The sequence below is a fragment of the Vagococcus sp. AM17-17 genome, from assembly GCF_003471765.1.
Lineage (GTDB): Bacteria > Bacillota > Bacilli > Lactobacillales > Vagococcaceae > Vagococcus > Vagococcus teuberi.
Genome location: NZ_QRJY01000008.1, coordinates 39,012 through 58,777, shown reverse-complemented (window position 1 = coordinate 58,777; position 19,766 = coordinate 39,012). Strand labels below are relative to the sequence as shown.

The 19,766-nt window shown below is 33.7% G+C and carries 14 protein-coding genes; 5 read left to right on the top strand and 9 right to left on the bottom strand.

Annotation, left to right across the window (positions count from 1 at the left end; all coding sequences use genetic code 11):
• Positions 1 to 59: 59 nt before the first annotated feature.
• The 7 genes from DW196_RS08835 to DW196_RS08805 form a co-directional block, all read right to left on the bottom strand.
• Positions 60 to 740, bottom strand: coding sequence for a response regulator (locus tag DW196_RS08835; protein WP_118250989.1), 681 nt, complete (start codon positions 738 to 740; stop codon positions 60 to 62).
• Positions 721 to 2,370: an ATP-binding protein gene (locus DW196_RS08830; protein ID WP_071455969.1), complete on the bottom strand. Its 1,650-nt coding sequence runs from the start codon at positions 2,368 to 2,370 to the stop codon at positions 721 to 723. The genes DW196_RS08835 and DW196_RS08830 overlap by 20 nt, the downstream gene beginning before the upstream one ends.
• Before the next feature lie 150 nt (positions 2,371 to 2,520).
• Positions 2,521 to 3,090 carry a class I SAM-dependent methyltransferase gene (locus DW196_RS08825; RefSeq protein WP_118250988.1) on the bottom strand — a complete coding sequence of 190 codons (570 nt, stop codon included), beginning with the start codon at positions 3,088 to 3,090 and terminating at the stop codon, positions 2,521 to 2,523.
• Positions 3,083 to 4,051, bottom strand: coding sequence for a TIGR01212 family radical SAM protein (locus DW196_RS08820; RefSeq protein WP_118250987.1), 969 nt, complete (start codon positions 4,049 to 4,051; stop codon positions 3,083 to 3,085). Before DW196_RS08820 ends, DW196_RS08825 begins: the two co-directional genes overlap by 8 nt.
• Positions 4,048 to 4,704 carry a phosphatase PAP2 family protein gene (locus DW196_RS08815; RefSeq protein ID WP_071455972.1) on the bottom strand — a complete coding sequence of 219 codons (657 nt, stop codon included), beginning with the start codon at positions 4,702 to 4,704 and terminating at the stop codon, positions 4,048 to 4,050. Before DW196_RS08815 ends, DW196_RS08820 begins: the two co-directional genes overlap by 4 nt.
• A 71-nt stretch (positions 4,705 to 4,775) precedes the next feature.
• A complete protein-coding gene (locus DW196_RS08810) occupies positions 4,776 to 5,831 on the bottom strand; it encodes a DUF4097 family beta strand repeat-containing protein (RefSeq protein ID WP_118250986.1) in 1,056 nt (351 codons plus the stop codon).
• A complete protein-coding gene (locus DW196_RS08805) occupies positions 5,828 to 6,454 on the bottom strand; it encodes a DUF1700 domain-containing protein (protein ID WP_118250985.1) in 627 nt (208 codons plus the stop codon). The genes DW196_RS08810 and DW196_RS08805 overlap by 4 nt, the downstream gene beginning before the upstream one ends.
• 342 nt (positions 6,455 to 6,796) lie before the next feature.
• Here DW196_RS08805 and DW196_RS08800 point away from each other — a divergent pair, with 342 nt between their 5' ends.
• The 5 genes from DW196_RS08800 to pepV all read left to right on the top strand — a co-directional run bounded on the left by DW196_RS08800 (position 6,797) and on the right by pepV (position 16,121).
• On the top strand, positions 6,797 to 9,391 hold the full coding sequence (locus DW196_RS08800; RefSeq protein ID WP_118250984.1) for a LysM peptidoglycan-binding domain-containing protein: 2,595 nt from the start codon (positions 6,797 to 6,799) through the stop codon (positions 9,389 to 9,391).
• A 303-nt stretch (positions 9,392 to 9,694) separates the two neighbouring features.
• Positions 9,695 to 12,109 (top strand): leucine--tRNA ligase, encoded by a 2,415-nt coding sequence (gene leuS, locus DW196_RS08795; RefSeq protein ID WP_118250983.1) that lies wholly within the window; start codon positions 9,695 to 9,697, stop codon positions 12,107 to 12,109.
• A 96-nt stretch (positions 12,110 to 12,205) separates the two neighbouring features.
• Positions 12,206 to 13,852, top strand: a complete 1,647-nt coding sequence (locus tag DW196_RS08790; RefSeq protein WP_118250982.1) for a polysaccharide biosynthesis protein — start codon at positions 12,206 to 12,208, stop codon at positions 13,850 to 13,852.
• A gap of 52 nt (positions 13,853 to 13,904) precedes the next feature.
• A complete protein-coding gene (locus tag DW196_RS08785) occupies positions 13,905 to 14,627 on the top strand; it encodes a pseudouridine synthase (protein WP_071455979.1) in 723 nt (240 codons plus the stop codon).
• A gap of 87 nt (positions 14,628 to 14,714) precedes the next feature.
• Entirely contained in the window at positions 14,715 to 16,121 is a 1,407-nt protein-coding gene (pepV, locus tag DW196_RS08780; RefSeq protein WP_071455980.1) for a dipeptidase PepV, read from the top strand.
• A gap of 46 nt (positions 16,122 to 16,167) precedes the next feature.
• Here pepV and DW196_RS08775 read toward each other — a convergent pair whose 3' ends face one another.
• Together DW196_RS08775 and DW196_RS08770 are read right to left on the bottom strand one after the other, a co-directional pair.
• Positions 16,168 to 16,962, bottom strand: coding sequence for a glycerophosphodiester phosphodiesterase (locus DW196_RS08775; RefSeq protein WP_071455981.1), 795 nt, complete (start codon positions 16,960 to 16,962; stop codon positions 16,168 to 16,170).
• Positions 16,963 to 17,056: 94 nt separating this feature from the next.
• Positions 17,057 to 19,396: an ABC transporter ATP-binding protein/permease gene (locus DW196_RS08770; RefSeq protein WP_118250981.1), complete on the bottom strand. Its 2,340-nt coding sequence runs from the start codon at positions 19,394 to 19,396 to the stop codon at positions 17,057 to 17,059.
• Positions 19,397 to 19,766 lie beyond the last annotated feature (370 nt).

Genomic DNA, 19,766 nt, shown 5'->3' with positions numbered 1-19,766 from the left:
GATCCTAAATTCTAACGTTTTAACTCTTACCAACAGTAGTTGACAAAGAGCCTGTTTTTCTATGTTTTTTTATAGCGTGTGATTGGCCGTCCAATTTCTTGATAAACAATATCTTCTGTGAGGTATTTTGATTCGACTAGAAATGTTAAATATTTTTTAGTTGAAATACGTGAAATCCCCACTTTTTTTGCTAACTCTTCTGTTGAAAATGGATGTGACTCATCTTCAATTTTCTTAAGCACTTTCTCCATGGTTAATTTTGCCAGTCCTTTTGGTAAAGAAGAAGATATGGAAAGTGAAGGTTGTTTAGGCGTATGTTCGTTAAATAAAGCATCAATGCTTTCTTGATTAGCATGATCTATTTGACTAATTAATTTTTTTTGGTTTATCACTTTTTGTATTGCTAAAGTAAACCGCTCAACAGTAAACGGCTTAACTAAATAATCTACAACCCCAAGAGTTAATGCTTTTTGAATGGTTTCCATATCGTTTGCAGCGGTGATGAAAATAACTGGTACTTGATTATTTTTTTTGCGTAATTCAGTTAAAAAGTCTATGCCTGTTTGAGTTGGTAGGTAGTTGTCTAGTAATATTAAATCTACTGAATAGTTTGTTAAAAAAGGCATAGCATCAATAGTTGAACGACAATTTCCGATGATATGAGCAGAGGGAATATTTGTTAAAAAATCTGCATTTAATTTAGCAACCATCGGATCATCTTCAATAATTAGAACGTTCATTTTTTTCTCCTTTTCGGCTTAAAGGTAGTTCAATATAGACTGTTGCTCCTGTATTGTCATTATTATTAGTTATATCAATTAAACCACCATGTTCATTGACGATGCGGTAAATGGCATGTAACCCGTAGCCTCTGCCAGCTCCTTTAGTAGAAAACCCTTTTTGAAAGAGCTTATCTATGTCATTACTTTGGATACCATATCCACTATCAATCACTTCTATAATCAAAATATGCCCTTCTACTTCATAAGATAGACTAAGAGTTATTTGTTTAGTGTGCTGATTTTTTGTTGCATCAATGGCATTATCTAGTAGATTTCCTAGTATTTGAATGATCTGATGCACATAGTTATCCATTTCTAAGTCTGGTAAAAATGATGTTGGATTCAGTGTTAATGAAACAGTTTGTTCTTTTGCTTCATTTATTTTTCCAAGAATAAAACCAGCAATAGCAGGCGATTTTATGATGTCTGTAACGTACCCAACTTCTTTTTCATAATCATGACTGATTTGTTGAATATATTCTTGGACTAAGTCATACTTTTCTTGTTCAATAAGCCCCATAATGACATGTGTTTTATTCATAAATTCATGTGTTTGAGCGCGTAAGGCATCAATGTACTGTTGTGTGCCGCTTAATGTATGAATGAGTTGACTCATCTCAGATTGATCTCTAAATGTGACAACAGCCCCACTAAAAACATTGCGAATCATAACTGGTGAAGTTGTGGCAATGAAAGTAGTAGTATTGAGCAATAACTCTTGATCAGTTTGTTTTTCTTTTGATGTGAAGCATTTTTTAAAAAAAACAGTATATAATTGAGTATCAATTTTGTTGTTTTCAGCTAGTTGAAATGATGAATCTAGTGAAGTTAATAAATTAACAGCAGCTTGATTAATCAGAGTGATGTCTTTCTCTTTATTGATAGCAATAATGCCTTCATTGATTTCATCGTTAATGAGTTGTTTTTCTTGAATTAAACGAGAAATATCACCAGGTTCCAAATCTAATAGAATATGTTTAATGGCTTTACTACTAATTAAAGCACCGATAATACCTATAACTAATCCAATTAATAAAATTAAGGCTACTTTGATTTGTATATTACTAATATCGCTTTGTAATGTGTCTAAGGTAATACCCGCACAAATTACTCCTATGATACGGTGATTATCATCTTTTACTGGAACAAAAAAGCGAATGCCATCTCCTAGAATTCCTTTTTTTTGAGAAAAATGAGCATCACCGTTAAGCGCTCTTCTGGCATCATCTAAATCAGAAAAAGGTTGTCCAATGGCATTGGGGTCTGGATGAGACAATCGTATAAGTTCTTTATCTAGTACGACAATAAAGTCCATGTTACTGAGCTTTGCAATTTCTAAAGAAAGCTCTTGAATATTTTTAGAAGTTGCATCGTTGATTAGAGTATTCTTTACTTGCTCATCTGTAGCAAAAACTTTAGCTATAGTAGACATTTTATCTTTAGCATATCTGTATTCATTTTGAACAACATAGTGTTCAAGGTATATGGATGATAATATGAGTGAAATAAGCGTTGTCAGAAGTACAATAAATATAATAATTGATTTTAATGAAAAACGGCTCATCAATCGGCTAAATTTTTGTTGCATTTTTACGAACTCCTTGACTGATAATAATTTTGATTATAGCCTACAAAAGATATATATGTAATAGTTATTTGGTTAATTAGTCAAAACAACTGATTTAAATAACGAATAATGAACAAGCTGTATAAAAAATAAATAGAAAAAGAGAGCCTATTATTTGGCTTTCTTTTTCTCAATACATAAGACTGATGGGGGATTATTTTTTTGGTTAATGAATTGATAGGTTAAAACGGAGTAGGAATCTTGTGACAGGGTTTCAGCAAATGAAAGAACCTCTTCTTTTTCACTCATACCTTCATCATGCCCTGAATAAAGTACTAAAATCAATCTGCCATCTTCTGCTAAGATAGTTAGTAGCGAAGTAATCGCAGATAGTGTTGTTTTACTCTTTGTGGTAATTTGTTTATCTCCTCGAGGTAAGTAACCTAAATTAAAAATAGCAGCCTTAATAATTGTGTTATCTGGTAAATAAGTTAGGGCATTTTGATGTCCATCTTTAATAAGAGATGTATTTTGAATGTTTTGCTTTTCTAATTTTTTTCGTGTCGATTCTAAGGCTTTTTCTTGTATGTCAAACGCATAAACATGTCCCTCATTCTCAACTAATTGGCTTAAAAAAACTGTATCATGTCCATTTCCCATAGTTGCATCAATGACCACATCACCAGGTTGAACACAGTCACTTAATAGCTGGTGACTAAAATGAAGAGCTGTTTTAAGCATATCCCTGAGCTCCTTTTCTAACATTATAAATACCTTGATAGGTTTGTCGTTTTTCTAACTCTTGATCAATCCCATTGAGTACTTCCCATTTTTGTAAGCTCCACATGGGACCAATAATCGATTCCCTTGGTGCATCTCCAGTCAAACGATGGATAATAATTTCTGGTGGGATAATTTCAAGTTGGTCACACGTTAGTTTTGTGTATGCTTCTTGTGTCATTAGTTGTAATCGACCTTCAAAGTAATCTTTTTCCATTTTGGTGTTTGACATCAAGTGAAGAAGATGAAGCTTAATTCCTTGAATATCAGAATCTAATACAGTTCGTTTAACATTTTCCATCATCATGTCATAGGTCTCACCCGGTAACCCATTAATTAAGTGAGTGCAGACATTTATATTGTGTTTTCTCAGTTTTTCAACAGCATCCAAATAAGTTTGATAGTCATGTGCTCTATTGATACAGTCGCTTGTTTCTTCATAAGTTGTTTGTAAACCAAGTTCTACCCAAAGATATAATCGTTGATTTAACTCAGCCAAATAGTCAACAACGTCATCAGGCAAACAATCCGGACGCGTACCAATTGACAACCCCACAACACCTTCTTCATTGATTACTTGTTCAAAACGATGTTTTAATACGTCAAGAGGAGCGTGAGTATTAGTAAAATTTTGAAAGTATACGATATATTGTGTCGTACTTGGCCATTTTTTATGCATTTGGTTGACTTCTTTATGGAATTGTACAGGTAATGGATCACTTGGTGCGATAATCATATCACCAGAACCTGAGACACTACAAAATGTGCATCCACCACGTGATACTGTTCCATCTCGGTTAGGGCAATCAAATCCTCCGTCGATTGGCACTTTAAAAACTTTTTCTGAAAAAACTTCCCTAAGTGCGGCATTCCAAGTATAGTATCGTTTCGAATCTCCTTTTTTGTAAGTAAACACGTCTATCTAGTCCCTTCAAATCGTTGAATAAAATCATATTTTTTAAAGTATGGATAGCTAAACAGTAACCAACATGCCCCTAATAGGTAGCCACCTAAAATATCTGTTGGGTAGTGAACGCCAAGATAAATTCGACTAGTGCCAATCAATAAGATAATTATCCCTAATGAAATTTGGACGACAAGTCTCATCGCTTTATTATCGATATATTTATAGGCTAAAAAGATGAGTGTTCCGTAAAAAAGCATACTCCCCATAGCATGCCCACTTGGAAAACTTGAATGTTTCGCCACAACGAGGTGCTCCACAGATGGACGTGGACGATTGAATAGATATTTTAAGCTAAGATTCCCAATACCTGATAGAATAACAGTATTAATTGCTAGCCAATAAGCAGCTATCTTATCTTTTAATTTAAAAAATAAGACGCTAAAACTTACGAAGAATAATAAGGCAATCGTAACGGTATTACCGAATTTAGTAAAATATTTGAAAAAAATATTTTTTTCAGGTGTGAGTGTTCCTCTAATAAGTTGTTGAATGGGTTGATCAATTGCTTTTAGTATCGCCTCGTTAGATACCACGAAGTAAGCAATTACTGCAAAAAGTAACAAACAAATACTTGCAGCATAAGACCAATATAATTTCGATGTTTTCATAAATATAACCTCCTAAAATCAAAAAAAGACTTTATTAACTTATTAACAAAGCCTGTTTATTATAACATGATTTAATCATAATCATAATGTGTGTCATCGCTATCAAGTTCTTCCACTTCAATTTCACTGTTCTTACTGGTTGCTTTAATGCTTATTTTACCTTTATTTGTTTTGTATTTTCTATTAGAAGATAAATTTTTATTAAAAATTGAAATATCTCCCAGAGTGGTTTCAAAATCAAGTTTATTATCTGAAATGGAAGATTCATCTGTTTCAATATCTATGTTCCCATTTGTAGTCGTCAATTCTGTATCAAAGTCTATATGATTATCATGGAAGAGGACATCTCCGTGTTTTGATGCAACAACTGATTTTCCTGTTGTGTGATTAATCGAGATGTCTCCATCCACTGTTGTTATTTTTAAGTCACCTTTTGTATTAGCTGTGAAAACATCTCCCATATCTGTTGTTAGCGTCATCAGTTTAGCCGTTGTATTTAATACATTGATGTCATATAGTTTCGTATTGACAGATAATTCTTCTGAGATTTTAGAATCATCTAAAGAAAAATCTGTGTCTTGTCTAGGTTGTGATACTTGATTAGCACGAATGCCACTAAGTGATGCACTACCATTTTCCATATTTAATTTGATATTATCCATTGAAAAATCATGCATTGATAGATTGACATTTTTTCCATTAATTGTAACCGTTTCGTAATGTGTTGGAATACGTAAGTAAACTGCATCATCAGTGTAGTTATTTATATTGAAAATAGCAAAGGGATACGGATTTTCTTTATTCGTTGTTGGATTATTAATGGTTAAAGAAGACGTATTTTTTTCTTCTTTAAATGTCCAATCAGCTTGTTTGTTATTATCTAATCTGAAGTCGACACCTTGTTTATCCATATAAATGTACTGATTATCTGAACGGGTAAGCGTCACACTAGTTGGTGTATTAAAATGAATATCGAGAGTTTTATTTTTATTAGATTTTATTTTTTTATGAATAGTATTTTTTTCACGTTCGTTTACTAGTTTTTTTTGCGTAATAAAAGTTCCTATTCCACCAACAATCATAAAAATAATAGCGATAACTATAGCGAAGAAAGTTCTTTTTTTCATTTAGTAGAACCTCCTTTTAAAACAGACCAACACCATCGATGATAAATCATAAATAATTTGAAAGCCCCTTTAGTAATAGGTCTTATGATAATGAATCCTAGTAAACCAATACCAAGTAGTATTAAACTAACAAAGAATTGGAACCAGGCATATGTTGAAATGGCCGTTCCTAATATAAAAAGGCTAAATAAGGGACTAGCAAGAAATATACCGATAACCAACCATCCACTCATTAGGATAATAGCAATAAGTAAGATGACCCATATCATAAAAATAATATTTAGTAGTGTTATTCCTAACATTTCGAATAGTCGATTCATTCTTGAATTGTGAGGGATATATTTATTGTACGCTTCATCCTGATAAGTAGTGTCATGAGTTATTTCAATCCAGTCATCTTCGTAATCAGACTGAGTGTCAAAAGTTAATCCGAGTTTTTCCAAAATATTTTGGGCAATGTTTTTGGGGGAAGGAAGAGCTTGAGTAATCTCATATTCAGATAAGCCTAGGGCAGCTTTTTCATCAAAAATCTGAATATAAGCATCAAGAATAGCTTGTCGTTCTTCTTTAGATAATTGGTTTAAATAAAGTTTTAATTCAATTAAAAAATGTTCTTTATTCATTTCATTCTCCTGTCTGTTAAGACTATTAAATTCAATATATCTTCTAATAAATTGTACAACAAGAAAAAGAGAGATAAATCATCCTAAAGTATGAGTTTTATCAAGTAATTAATGACTTAATATGTCAGTTCTATGACAATCAAAAAAAAACAACAGATATGCTTGCTATTCATTTTTATAGATGATTTAATGATAGTAATAAGATTTTTTTGTAATAAATATATGAGCAAAAGATGAACTGAATAATTTGAATTAATATCAAAAATAGGTCATAGCATTAATTGTGTTTTTGCAATTGGGTTATTTTTTTAGACTTTATCATTTAGGAGAAGAGAGATAAATATGAAAAAAAATAAATTACTACTGAATCAATCAATGACTCGTCATGCTTCTTTGTTTGGCACTGTCTTGTTGTCGTCTACAGTGCTTTTACCTGGTGTTACCGTGTTGGCTTCTGATAGTATCCGTGACGAAATACAAAATGCATCTAATGAAACAACTCAGGATAAAAAAGCAGCAAATAGTTGGACGTTGTTGTCTATTAGTGGAGAAAATGAATGGATAGAAAGTAACCAGCCATTGGACTTAACTGTAAACTTAGAAGCTCATCAAGTCGAAAATCTAGATACTGTGATAAATGTATCGGCGAATACAGTGATTAAATCTGACGTAGCAGATTTATCAATAAAGGATGAGACGGGTAGAGTAATCGGAACGTATACTATTAATAGTGAGTTAAATCAATTATTATTAACATTTACAGAAAAACAATTTACAAAGGCGATTATCCAAGTTCCTATAAACTTTAAAAAAACTGAATTAAAGGAACAAACAGTGGCGTTCTCCGTTGGGGAAAGCGTCATATCTAAAACAATTAAAACGATTGCCAATCCTCAAGAAGAAAATGCGACATCTGATTTATTAGAAGATTCTGTTGAACATCAGGACAATCAAAATAATACAGTATCTGAATCAAGGCAGGTAGAAGAAACTGAGCAAGTGCAAGAGTCATCAGCAAATGAAGAAAAAGTTATTGATGATCAAACAAGTGATTCAGTGTCTGTTATGGCATCAAGTGGTTTATTAGAAGATTCTGAAGAAACTACTAATTCTGAAGTAGAAACAAGTACAAATAAACCTGTCAAATCTGAAGATTCTACAACAGACACTTCAAAAGAAGAACCAAAAGAAGAACCAAAAGAAGAACCAAAACCAGCTACTATCGTAGTTCCAACACCAAAAGTAAGGTCATTTAAAGCGGCAACGCCTCAAGCGACTTTTATTGAAAGTATTGCTTCTCATGCGCAAAGTGTTGCAGCTGAAAATGACCTCTATGCATCCGTGATGATTGCTCAAGCTATTCTTGAAAGTGGTTATGGATCAAGTACATTGTCATTACCACCCAATCATAATCTATTTGGAATTAAAGGAACCTATAATGGGCAGTCTGTAACGATGCAAACACAAGAATTCTATAATGGTCAATACGTCACTATAAATGATGCTTTTAGAAAGTATCCATCATACCGTGAGTCTTTGCAGGATAATGCTCATGTATTAAAAACGACATCATTTGCTCCGGGAGTTTATTTTTATTCAGGTGCGTGGAAGTCAAATACAAGTTCTTATATGGATGCGACTAAATGGTTAACAGGTAAATATGCTACAGATCCGACTTACAATATCAAATTAAACAATTTGATTATGACTTATAATCTGACGCAATATGATGATGCTAGTTATACAGGCCCTGTGACAACACCTACTGGGACAGGAAGTGGCAATAATGGTGGTAGTCAAAGTAATACATCTACAATGGGAAATTCTTCTACTTATACGGTGAAAAGTGGTGATACATTATATCGTATTGCACAAAATTATGGTATGAGCGTACAAGAATTGAAACAACTGAATGGGTTAAGAACTGATATGATTTATGTTGGACAACAATTAAAAGTCAAAGGGAATAGTGGAACACCTACAGTTGATTCTATCGTGGATACTACTAGTTCAACTGAAAGTACTTCAAATAATAATAAACCCAATAATTCAACTAGTTCAAACAATTCTTCAGCAACTTACACAGTGAAGAGTGGCGACACATTGTACCGAATTGCATTAAATAATGGTATGACTGTCCAAGAATTAAAACAATTAAATAGTTTAACGAGTGATTTAATCCATGTAGGACAACAACTAAAAATTGCTGGTAATGCATCGAGTGGTAGTGCTTCATCAACCAATTTGTCAGGAAATACGGTGAGAAATACTACAAGTCATAAAGTTAAGCGCGGTGACACACTGTATGGTATTGGTTTGACATATGGCATTAGTGTTCAAGAGTTAAAACAATTGAATAACTTAAGCAGTGATACCCTTTATATTGGTCAATCTTTAAAAGTTAGCACAAAACAGAGCACGTCAACAATAGTTAATACTGAAAATAGTGCTCAAACGACGCATATTGTCAAACGTGGTGATACGTTGTATGGTATTGGTCTTAGATATAATGTTTCACCTAATGATATTAAACAATGGAATGGTTTAAATAGTGAGTTGATTTATGTAGGTCAATCATTAAAAATTAATCAGTCAAGTAAAACAAATACGACAACACCGGTTAAAACAACAGTAGGAAAATATACTGTTAAATCTGGTGACACACTATATCGTATTGCATTAGATAATAAAACAACTGTTCAAGAATTAAAGAGAGTTAATAATTTAAGTAGTGACTTTATCCATGTAGGTCAACAGTTGACATTACCGGGTACTAGTAGTGACGCAGTATCTAAAAATACACGTCACACAGTCAAAGCAGGGGAATCTTTGTGGGCAATTTCTAAAAAATACAACACAAGTGTGAGTCAACTGAAGAAGTGGAATAACTTATCAACGAACATTATTTATGCCAATCAAGTCTTACGAGTAAGCTAGTTGTCAAAGTAACATTCATTTGATATGATTAGCTTAATAATATCAAAACAAGTAGTTAAGAAGTAGTAAAATAGAAAGTTTTTAAGAGAGTATGTGGTTGGTGGAAACATACAAATGGACTATTTGAACTTGTCTTAAGAAAAAGTTACTTGTCGGAAAGTCTATTTTCGTTAACATGGATTAGAGGTGTTCTAGTATATCTAGGCACAAATTTAGGTGGTACCACGTCAGTCAACGTCCTATGAAGACACAACAGTGTTTTTGTAGGACGTTTTTTTACATAAAATTTTAGGAGGAAGACTCATGGCTTATAATCATTTACAAATTGAAAAAAAATGGCGCGACTATTGGAAAAAAGATCACACGTTTAAAACAGGTGAAGAAACAGATAAACCAAATTTTTATGCACTAGATATGTTTCCTTACCCATCTGGGCAGGGGTTACATGTAGGGCATCCAAAAGGGTATACATCAACAGATGTATTATCTCGTATGAAGCGAGCGCAAGGATTTAACGTGCTACATCCAATGGGGTGGGATGCGTTTGGGTTACCTGCTGAACAATATGCACTAGACACAGGAAATGACCCAGCTGAATTTACTGAAAAAAATATTCAAACCTTTAAACGTCAATTTGATGCATTAGGCTTTAGTTTTGATTGGGACCGTGAAATTAATACCACTGACCCTTCATACTACAAATGGACGCAATGGATTTTTACTAAAATGTTTGAAAAAGGGCTAGCCTATGAAGCGGAAGTACCGGTTAACTGGTGCCCAGCTTTAGGAACCGTATTGGCTAATGAAGAAGTCATTGATGGAAAATCAGAGCGTGGCGATCATCCTGTGTATCGTGTTCCAATGAAACAGTGGATGTTACGTATTACTGCTTATGCGGATCGTTTAATTGATGATTTAGAGTTGATTGATTGGCCAGAGAGTATTAAAGAGATGCAACGTAATTGGATTGGTCGTTCTGAAGGAGCGAATGTTAATTTTGATATTAAAGGAACAGACAAACAATTCACAGTATTTACAACGCGTCCTGATACATTATTTGGTGCAACTTATGCTGTTATGGCACCTGAGCTTCCACTGGTTCAAGAAATTGTGACACCAGAACAAAAAGATGCAGTGGATGCTTATATCAAAGAAACTGAAAAGAAAACAGATTTAGATCGTACTGAGTTATCAAAAGAAAAAACAGGTGTCTTTACTGGAGCTTATGCAGTAAACCCAGTGAATGGTAAAGAAATCCCTATTTGGATTGCAGATTATGTGCTATCAACTTATGGAACAGGGGCGATCATGGCCGTTCCAGCTCATGACGAACGTGATTATGAATTTGCGAAAACATTTGATTTAGACATTGTTCCTGTTGTAGCTGGTGGAGATGTGTCAAGTGAAGCCTACACAGGAGATGGCGACCATATTAATTCAGACTTCTTAGATGGTATGAATAAAGAAGATGGTATTGAAACAATGATTAAGTGGTTGGAAAAAGAAGGCATCGGTGAACAAAAAACAAGTTATCGTTTGCGTGACTGGTTATTCTCTCGCCAACGTTATTGGGGTGAACCTATTCCAATTATTCATTGGGAAGATGGTACGATGACAGCTGTTCCTGAAGAGGAGTTGCCATTAGTATTGCCAAAATCAAATGATATTAAACCTAGTGGAACAGGTGAATCGCCATTAGCTAATATGACGGAGTGGATTAATGTTGTAGATGAAAAAACTGGCATGAAAGGTCGCCGTGAAACGAATACTATGCCACAATGGGCAGGTAGCTCATGGTACTACTTGCGTTTTATTGACCCACATAATGACGAACAACTAGCAGATCCAGAAAAACTGAAAGAATGGATGCCTGTTGACGTTTATTTAGGTGGAGCAGAACATGCAGTACTTCATTTACTATATGCTCGTTTCTGGCATAAATTCTTATATGATATTGGAGTAGTGGAAACAAAAGAACCATTCCAAACATTATATAATCAAGGCATGATTTTAGGTGAAAACAATGAAAAAATGTCGAAATCAAAAGGAAATGTGGTTAACCCTGATGATATCGTAGAGCAATATGGTGCAGATACCTTGCGTTTATACGAAATGTTTATGGGACCACTTGATGGCTCAATTGCGTGGAGCGAAAAAGGGTTAGAAGGAAGCCGTAAATTCTTAGACCGTGTATGGCGTTTGTTTATCGATGAAAACTTTGTCTTACGCGATCGTATCACGAAACACAATGACGAAGCATTGACAAAAGTGTATCATCAAACAGTGAAAAAAGTGACAGAAGATTATACGAACCTACATTTTAATACAGCGATTTCTCAATTAATGACATTTGTAAATGAAGCTTATAAAGCAGAAGCACTACCTGTTGAGTATATGAATGGTTTCTTACAATTATTAGCGCCTGTTGCCCCATTCCTCTCAGAAGAATTATGGGAAAGAATGGGAAATGAAGGATCTATCAGTTATGTCGCTTGGCCAACTTATGATGAATCAGCCTTAGTTGAAGACACAATTGAAGTAATTTTCCAAGTAAATGGAAAAGTTCGTGGGAAAGAAGTAGTTGCTCGTGATCTATCCAAAGAGGAGTTAGAAACGATCGCTATGGAAAATAATGCGGTGAAAGGTCAACTTGATGGAAAAACGATTCGTAAAGTGATTGTTGTACCAAATAAATTAGTTAATATTGTGGCTAATTAAAGTTAAGAATACGTTTAAATCCATTAAAAGTGTTTGCATAAACGTACAATTGCCGATACAATTAGAGCAGTATAATGAAGAAAGTTGGTTAGAATCATGCCAAATCAAAACACTTCTTTTGAGGAGACCGAAAAAGAGTTGAATGCAAAGGAAAAAATGGTTCGTGGCTCTTTATGGATGACAATAGGAAATGTTTTTTCTAGATTACTAGGTGCAGCGTATGTCATTCCTTGGTATGCATGGATGGGCACGGATGCTAATATAGCAAACGCCTTATTTAATAAAGGGTATAACATTTACGCCTTGTTTTTAATGATCGCAACAGCTGGTATTCCAGGTGCGATTGCAAAACAAATTTCACACTATAATTCGTTAAATGAGTATGGTATTAGCCGACGTTTATTTAGACGGACGATGGTAATAATGGGTGTGTTTGGCATTGCCTGTTCGGGAGTCATGTATTTGTTTGCACCAATTTTGGCGGATGGAAACGCTGATTTAATTCCAGTGATGCGAGCTCTAAGTGCAGCTATCTTGATTTTTCCAATGATGAGTGTCATTCGTGGGTATTTTCAAGGGAATCAAAATATGATGCCTTCTGCGGTATCACAAATTATTGAACAGATTGCCCGAGTATTTTATATGTTACTTATGACGTTTATTATTATGAAAGTGACAACAGGTGATTATGTTGATGCTGTTGTCCAATCAACCTTTGCTGCGTTTATTGGAATGCTTGGTGCATTTGCTGCATTAATTTGGTTTTATAGTAAACAAAAATCACGTATGAATTACTTGGTTGATAATAGTAATAATGAGGTAGAAATCTCTGAAAATCATTTGATTAAAGAGATGATTAAACAAGCGATTCCGTTTATTATCGTTGGCTCTGCCATTACCTTGTTTAAGTTGGTTGACCAATACACATTTGAAAGAATGATGGCAAGTTTTACAAATTATTCACCGAAACAATTGCAAGCTTTGTTTAGTATTTTTAGTGCAAACCCTGATAAATTGGTTATGATTACGGTATCTTTAGCTACAGGCATGGCTATGACAAGTTTGCCTCTTGTGACAGAAGCTTATACTAAAAATGAAAAACCTGAATTAGCTAAATTAATTAGTGATAACATTCAGCTGCTACTTTTCATCATGGTACCAGCGACATTGGGAATGATTGTTTTAGCAAGACCTATGTACGCTTTATTCTATACACCAGAAACACTAGGTGTGAGTGTGCTGATTGAAGCTAGTTTAGTTGGTCTTGTAATGGGATACTTTATTCTGATTTCAACAACATTACAAGGATTGTATCAAAACCGAGAAGCTATCTCGCTATTAGGAGTGGGACTAATAATAAAATTAGTTCTACAATATCCAATGATTCGTATGTTTGAAACATATGGACCACTCATTGCGACAGCTATTGGTTTAGGTGTAGCTGCAATATTAATGACGCGTTCGATTTACCGAATTACCAAGTTTGATTTAGCAATGACAGCCAAAAGAATTTTACTAATCGTGATTTTAGGGGCGATTATGTCACTTGTTACTTGGCTTGTCAGAAGTGGGCTATACACGATATTAAGTCCTGATAGAAAATTTCAAGCCTTTATTATCATTATGATATGTGTGGTATTTGGTATTATCAGTTATGGCTGGTTAGTACTACGTGTGAGATTAGCAGATCAATTACTTGGCCCGAAAGCACGAAAATATCGTCGGAAATTTAGAATAAAATAAACAGGAAGAACATCTATTTAGGTGTTCTTTCTTGCATTAGGAGAAAAAACAGATGCGTTTAGATAAGTTTTTAAGTCATACAGGATTTGGTAGTCGTAAAGAAGTAAAAGAGTTACTGAAGAAAAAGCGAGTGACGGTCAATCAAACGATGGTAAGAGATGCTAAATTTTCAGTTAATGAAAATGAGGATGAGATCTGTGTTGATGGACAACCTGTTTTATACGAAAAATATGTTTATTACATGTTGAATAAACCAAAAGGAGTTATTTCCGCGACAGAGGACGCATCCTCCCGAACAGTGATTGATTTAGTCAAATCAGATGATTATAAAAAGGGATTATTTCCAGTGGGACGACTAGATAAAGATACGACTGGTTTACTGTTGTTAACTAATGATGGCCCCTTGGCTCATGATTTATTATCTCCCAAAAAGAAAGTCCCAAAGTTATATCAAGCATTAGTTCAAGGAGAGATGACGAAAGCAGATATTGAAACTTTTTCTAGTGGAAGTATTCAGTTAGATGGTGAAAAGTGTTTACCAGCGATATTAACGATTTTATCTATTGATATGGAAAAAAAGCAAACCATTATTCATCTAGAAATTATGGAAGGCAAGTATCATCAGGTGAAAAGAATGGTTGAAGCTGTTGGGAAAAAAGTCATAGAACTTGAAAGACTTGAAATGGCTAATCTGACACTAGATACAGAGTTATCTCGAGGAAAATATCGCCCATTAACTGAAGATGAGTTGAAATTGTTAAAAAATAACGAATAAACCCGTTTAAATCCTAAATTATATTATCTAAAACATCGAAAAAATGATATGATAAAGTAAGATAAAATCAACAGGAGGTATTTTTGTATGACAATCGATTGGAGAAAAGAAGTCGAAGCTCGTCGCGAAGACTTGATGAAAGATTTATTTACATTATTAAGTATTCCTAGTGTTAGAGAAGATGATTTAGCGACAGAAGATGCACCAGTTGGTCCTGGACCAAAAGCGGCATTGTTAAAATTTTTAGAACTAGGAGAACGTGATGGTTTCTTAACTAAAAATGTAGATAATATTGCTGGTCATATTGAATTTGGTGATGGCGATGAAACGTTAGGTGTGTTTGGTCACGTTGATGTGGTACCAGTTGGACCAGGTTGGGATACAGATCCTTTTGAACCAGTAGAAAAAGATGGACGTATTTATGCGCGTGGTGCTAGTGATGATAAAGGGCCTACAATGGCTGCTTATTACGCATTAAAAATTATCAAAGAGTTAGGATTACCAGTTTCCAAAAAAACACGTGTCATTATTGGGACAGATGAAGAAAGTGAATGGAAATGTATGGACCACTATCTAAAAGTGGAAGATACACCAGACTTTGGTTTTTCACCAGATGCTGAGTTTCCAATTATCAATGGTGAAAAAGGAAATACAACCATTTTAATTGAATACCCTGGTAAAAATGAAGGAAACTTAACATTAGTTAAATTTGATTCAGGTATGCGTGATAACATGGTACCAGAAACAGCAACAGCTGTCGTTGAAATTTCAGGTGATATTAATGCATTTGAAAAAGAATTTGAAGAATATTTAGCAACTGCACCTGTAACAGGTGATATTGAAGTGGTAGGATCCACTGCTACATTAACGGTTCATGGTAAAGCAGCTCATGGCGCTATGCCAAGTAAAGGAATTAATGCCGGAACTTATTTAGCAAACTTCTTAAGCTTCTATGATTTTTCAGGTTCAGCAAAAGATTACCTAACAACGATTGCTGATTATATTCATACTGATACTGAAGGTAAACACTTTGGTGTGAATCATGTGGATGATATTATGGGAGATTTAACAATGAATGCTGGTGTGTTCAAATTTGATTCTTCAAGAGATGATAATATTATTACGTTGAACTTCCGTTATCCTAAAGGGTTAACTGAAGAGATGATTTTTGATCGCATTTCTGAAAAAACAGCCAATACATCAGCTAAAGTGATTCAAAAACCTGGTGGAAAAGGTCCTCACTATGTATCACCAGAAGATCCATTGGTGAAAACATTATTAGAAGTTTACGAAGATCACACAGGTCTTAAAGGTCATGAACAAGTTATCGGTGGTGGAACATTTGGTCGTTTATTAGAACGTGGCGTTGCTTATGGCGCAATGTTCCCAGATAGTATCGATACAATGCACCAAAAAAATGAATTTATTTCAGTTGATGATTTAATTAATGCAACAGTGATTTACGCTGATGCGATTTATCGTTTAATTAAATAAGAAACAAAATCCCATCAGTTCAATTATGAACTGATGGGATTTTGTTCTAATGAAAGAAAGAAGCATGTTTTTTTTCGAGTTCAATAGCTTTTGCTGTATAGTTTGTAAAATAAGAATCAGCTCCAAGATTAATAGCTTTGTTAATGTCTGCCATACTATTTAGCGTCCAAAAGTTAGCTTGTTTATTAGCTTCGTGAATTATCTTAACGATGTCTTTTGTCATAAATTTGGTGTTTAAAGATATAATATCTACATAGTCAGCCTTACATGCATTCTGTGCTTCAATATCATCTTTTGCTAAAAGTAAAGTGGTTATTTTAGGAAAGGTTTGTTTAATTTTATTTAGACTAGTTAGTGTTCTAGCTTGAATAATCACAAAATCTTCCATGTTATTTTGTCTGATGATGTTGTTAAATAAATCGATTTGTTTATCGTTTTCTTTTAGTTCAATGACATAATGAGTTGTTTTTTTGTAACGGTCAAATACATCTTGTAAGCGTAGAATGTGATTATTATCGCTTGTTCTAAGTTGATTAATTTCTTCATCAGTCATATCAGAATACAGGCGATCGACACCTGTGAGACGTTTAGCGTTATCATCGTGAGAAACATAGAGAGTTCCATCCTTTGATGTGACTAAATCTTGTTCGATGTTATGTGAACCATATAGTAAAGCTAAATCATAGGCGGGAAAGCTATGCTCGGGTTCCTCACCACTTGCTCCGCGGTGTGAGTATATTTTATTGATAATTTTTTGGTTTGAATGTTTTTGTATCAAAATTACTCCTAATACACAAAGACTTGCTAAAAGCACAGTTATAATATATTTTTTCTTTTTCATGAGACACTCCCTTGTATTGGTTATAACATAAAAAAAAGAAAAAAACTATAGATTCTTAATAAAGAGAATCTATAATTTTTTGATTACTTACTATTTAATCAGCTCTTAATGCAATCGCAGCATCTTTTTTCGCAGCAATACGAGCTGGGATGTGACCACCAATCATTGTTAAAACTGTTGAAATGATGACTAAAATAATCGCATGTTTTGGATTAAGTTGAGCCACATTTTTTAAATCAGTTAGTTTATATAATAGGTTATTAATAGGGAACGTTGATGCATAAGCAATAAGGACTCCTAGTGAACCAGATGCAATACCTAAAATACATGTTTCTGCATCAAACACACGTGTGATATCTTTCTTTCTAGCACCTAATGCTTTTAGAACACCAATTTCTTTTGTTCTTTCAAGAACAGATGTGTAGGTAATAATACCAATCATAATCATACTAGTAACAAGAGAAATACCAGCAAACGCAATCAAGACATAGGTGATAGCGTCCATTAGGCCACCAGTCAGTTGAGTCATCGTGCCAGCTAGGTCAGTATATAAAACACGATCTGCTTTGTCTTTGCCTTTATTGTATTTATCTAAGTAAGTTAAAATATCTTGTTTATCACTAAAGTTATTAGGATAAATTAGGATACTGGAAGGAGTAGTGGTACCACCAAGATAAGCCAGTAAGTTTTCTTTAGCTTGATCATCAAGTGTTTCATTAGTCATGATATTTTTGTTACTGTCACGTTGTGCTTTGACAATATCAGATTGCTCATTTTCTTCCACAATTTTTGCAGTTAAGTCATTACTATAGGCAAAACCGGGTGATAATAAATTCATGCTAGATGATGGTTTGATACGTAAAATCCCACTTACTCTGATAGTTGTGTTGTTGTTACTGTCATACATTTTTTCATAGTCAGTGTTAGGAATATAATTTCCTGTTGGGATTTTTTGGTAAAAATCATTATTTGAAATTAATTTAAATTCTTTTCCAACAATATCGTCAAAAGGAATTGGGTCATCTTCTTTTACATCTAAACCAATATTTTTTAAGGCATTAATATTGGTTGAATTTTGTTTATCAACAATTAAAACGACATCTGTTGCAGATCTTGGGTAGTCTCCGGCAATCACATTGTAGTTTTCTTGTAAGAAATCTTTAGAGTCTTTGTTTAACTTTGTTGGAAATGATGAGATACCAATGCCAGTCATAGAAGACATGGTGGCTTCCATTGAGTTATTACTATTCGGTGCAGTATTAGAGAAGCTAATTGGTTTAATATCACCATCAACATCTCCTAACATATTCATCGCCACTGTCCTAGAGTAGCCAATACTGTTAGTTAAGTTTGGATTAATATCTTTGATATAATCAACATATTCTTGATTAATTTTATTGATATGTTGTGATTTATCTTGTTCACTAAGTTTTGGTGTCACTTCTTTTTTCTTTGAATATTTTGCTTGGTCACTTCCTAAAGCATTTCGTTGATTCATTGATTGGTCAGTTGTCACTTGTGAAATCGTGATTGGAAATTTAGATAATGTCTCGGTTTGTGTTTTATCAATTTGGATTTGAAAGCCATTTGATAATGATAAGACAATTCCTATACTAATAATCCCAATACTAGAAGCAAATGCTGTCAGAAGGGTTCGTCCCTTTTTAGTTCGTAAATTATTAAATGATAGTTTTAGTGCAGTGAAAAAGCTCATTTTTGTTCGTTTTAATTTAAACTCATTTTCATGGCTCTCTTCTGTGTGAGGCTTTGAATCATTTTTTATTTTCCCATCAGAAAATTCGATAATGCGATCAGCGTAGTCATAAGCAAGTTCTGGATTATGTGTGACCATGATGACTAATTTTTCTTTAGAAAGTTCTTTGATAAGCTTCATGATTTGTAAACTAGTCTCTGTATCTAACGCTCCTGTTGGCTCATCACATAGTAAAATATCTGGATCGTTTGCAAGAGCTCGAGCAATCGCAACACGTTGCATTTGTCCACCTGATAATTGATTGGGTTTTTTATGCATATGATCAGCAAGCCCTACTCTTTCTAAGGCAGCTGTAGCATGTTTTCTTTTTTCCTCTTTTGATACACCACTAAGAGTCATCCCCAACTCGACGTTTTCGATAATTCCTAAATGACTGATTAAATTATAACTTTGGAAGACAAACCCTATTGAATTATTTCGGTAAGCATCCCAATCGCTATCTTTAAAATCTTTTGTAGATTTCCCATCAATAATCATATCTCCAGAATCATAATTATCTAAACCACCAATTACATTAAGTAAGGTTGTCTTACCAGAACCACTTGCTCCTAAGATAGCGACAAATTCTTGTCGTCTAAATGATACTGATACGCCATCAAGGGCTTTAGTAGTTGTTCCACCTACATTATAGTATTTTTTTATATTTTTTAACTCAAGCATGTGGATCTCCTCTTTTCTTTTAACATGTTATTAACATATGTTTGTTAATAAACTAACTTTTATTATAACAAAAAAAATTTGATAAGCTAGATAAATCCTCTTTTCTTATCAAAATCCGATCAACTTAGTAACTTGTCCACATTTTCTGTGGACAAGTGTGGACAACTTTTTAATAGACAGATTTATTATATATATAAGTTGATAATATAGACTTTAATATTTAGGTAAATTAAGTGAAAATAGTTGTTCGTGTGTAAAGATAACATAAAACCTGTGGATAAACTTGTGGACAGTGTGTATAAGTTTATAAAACGCTGAAAAAATAGTCTTTTTAATGTGAAAAACTATACTGTGGATAATTAAAACTATC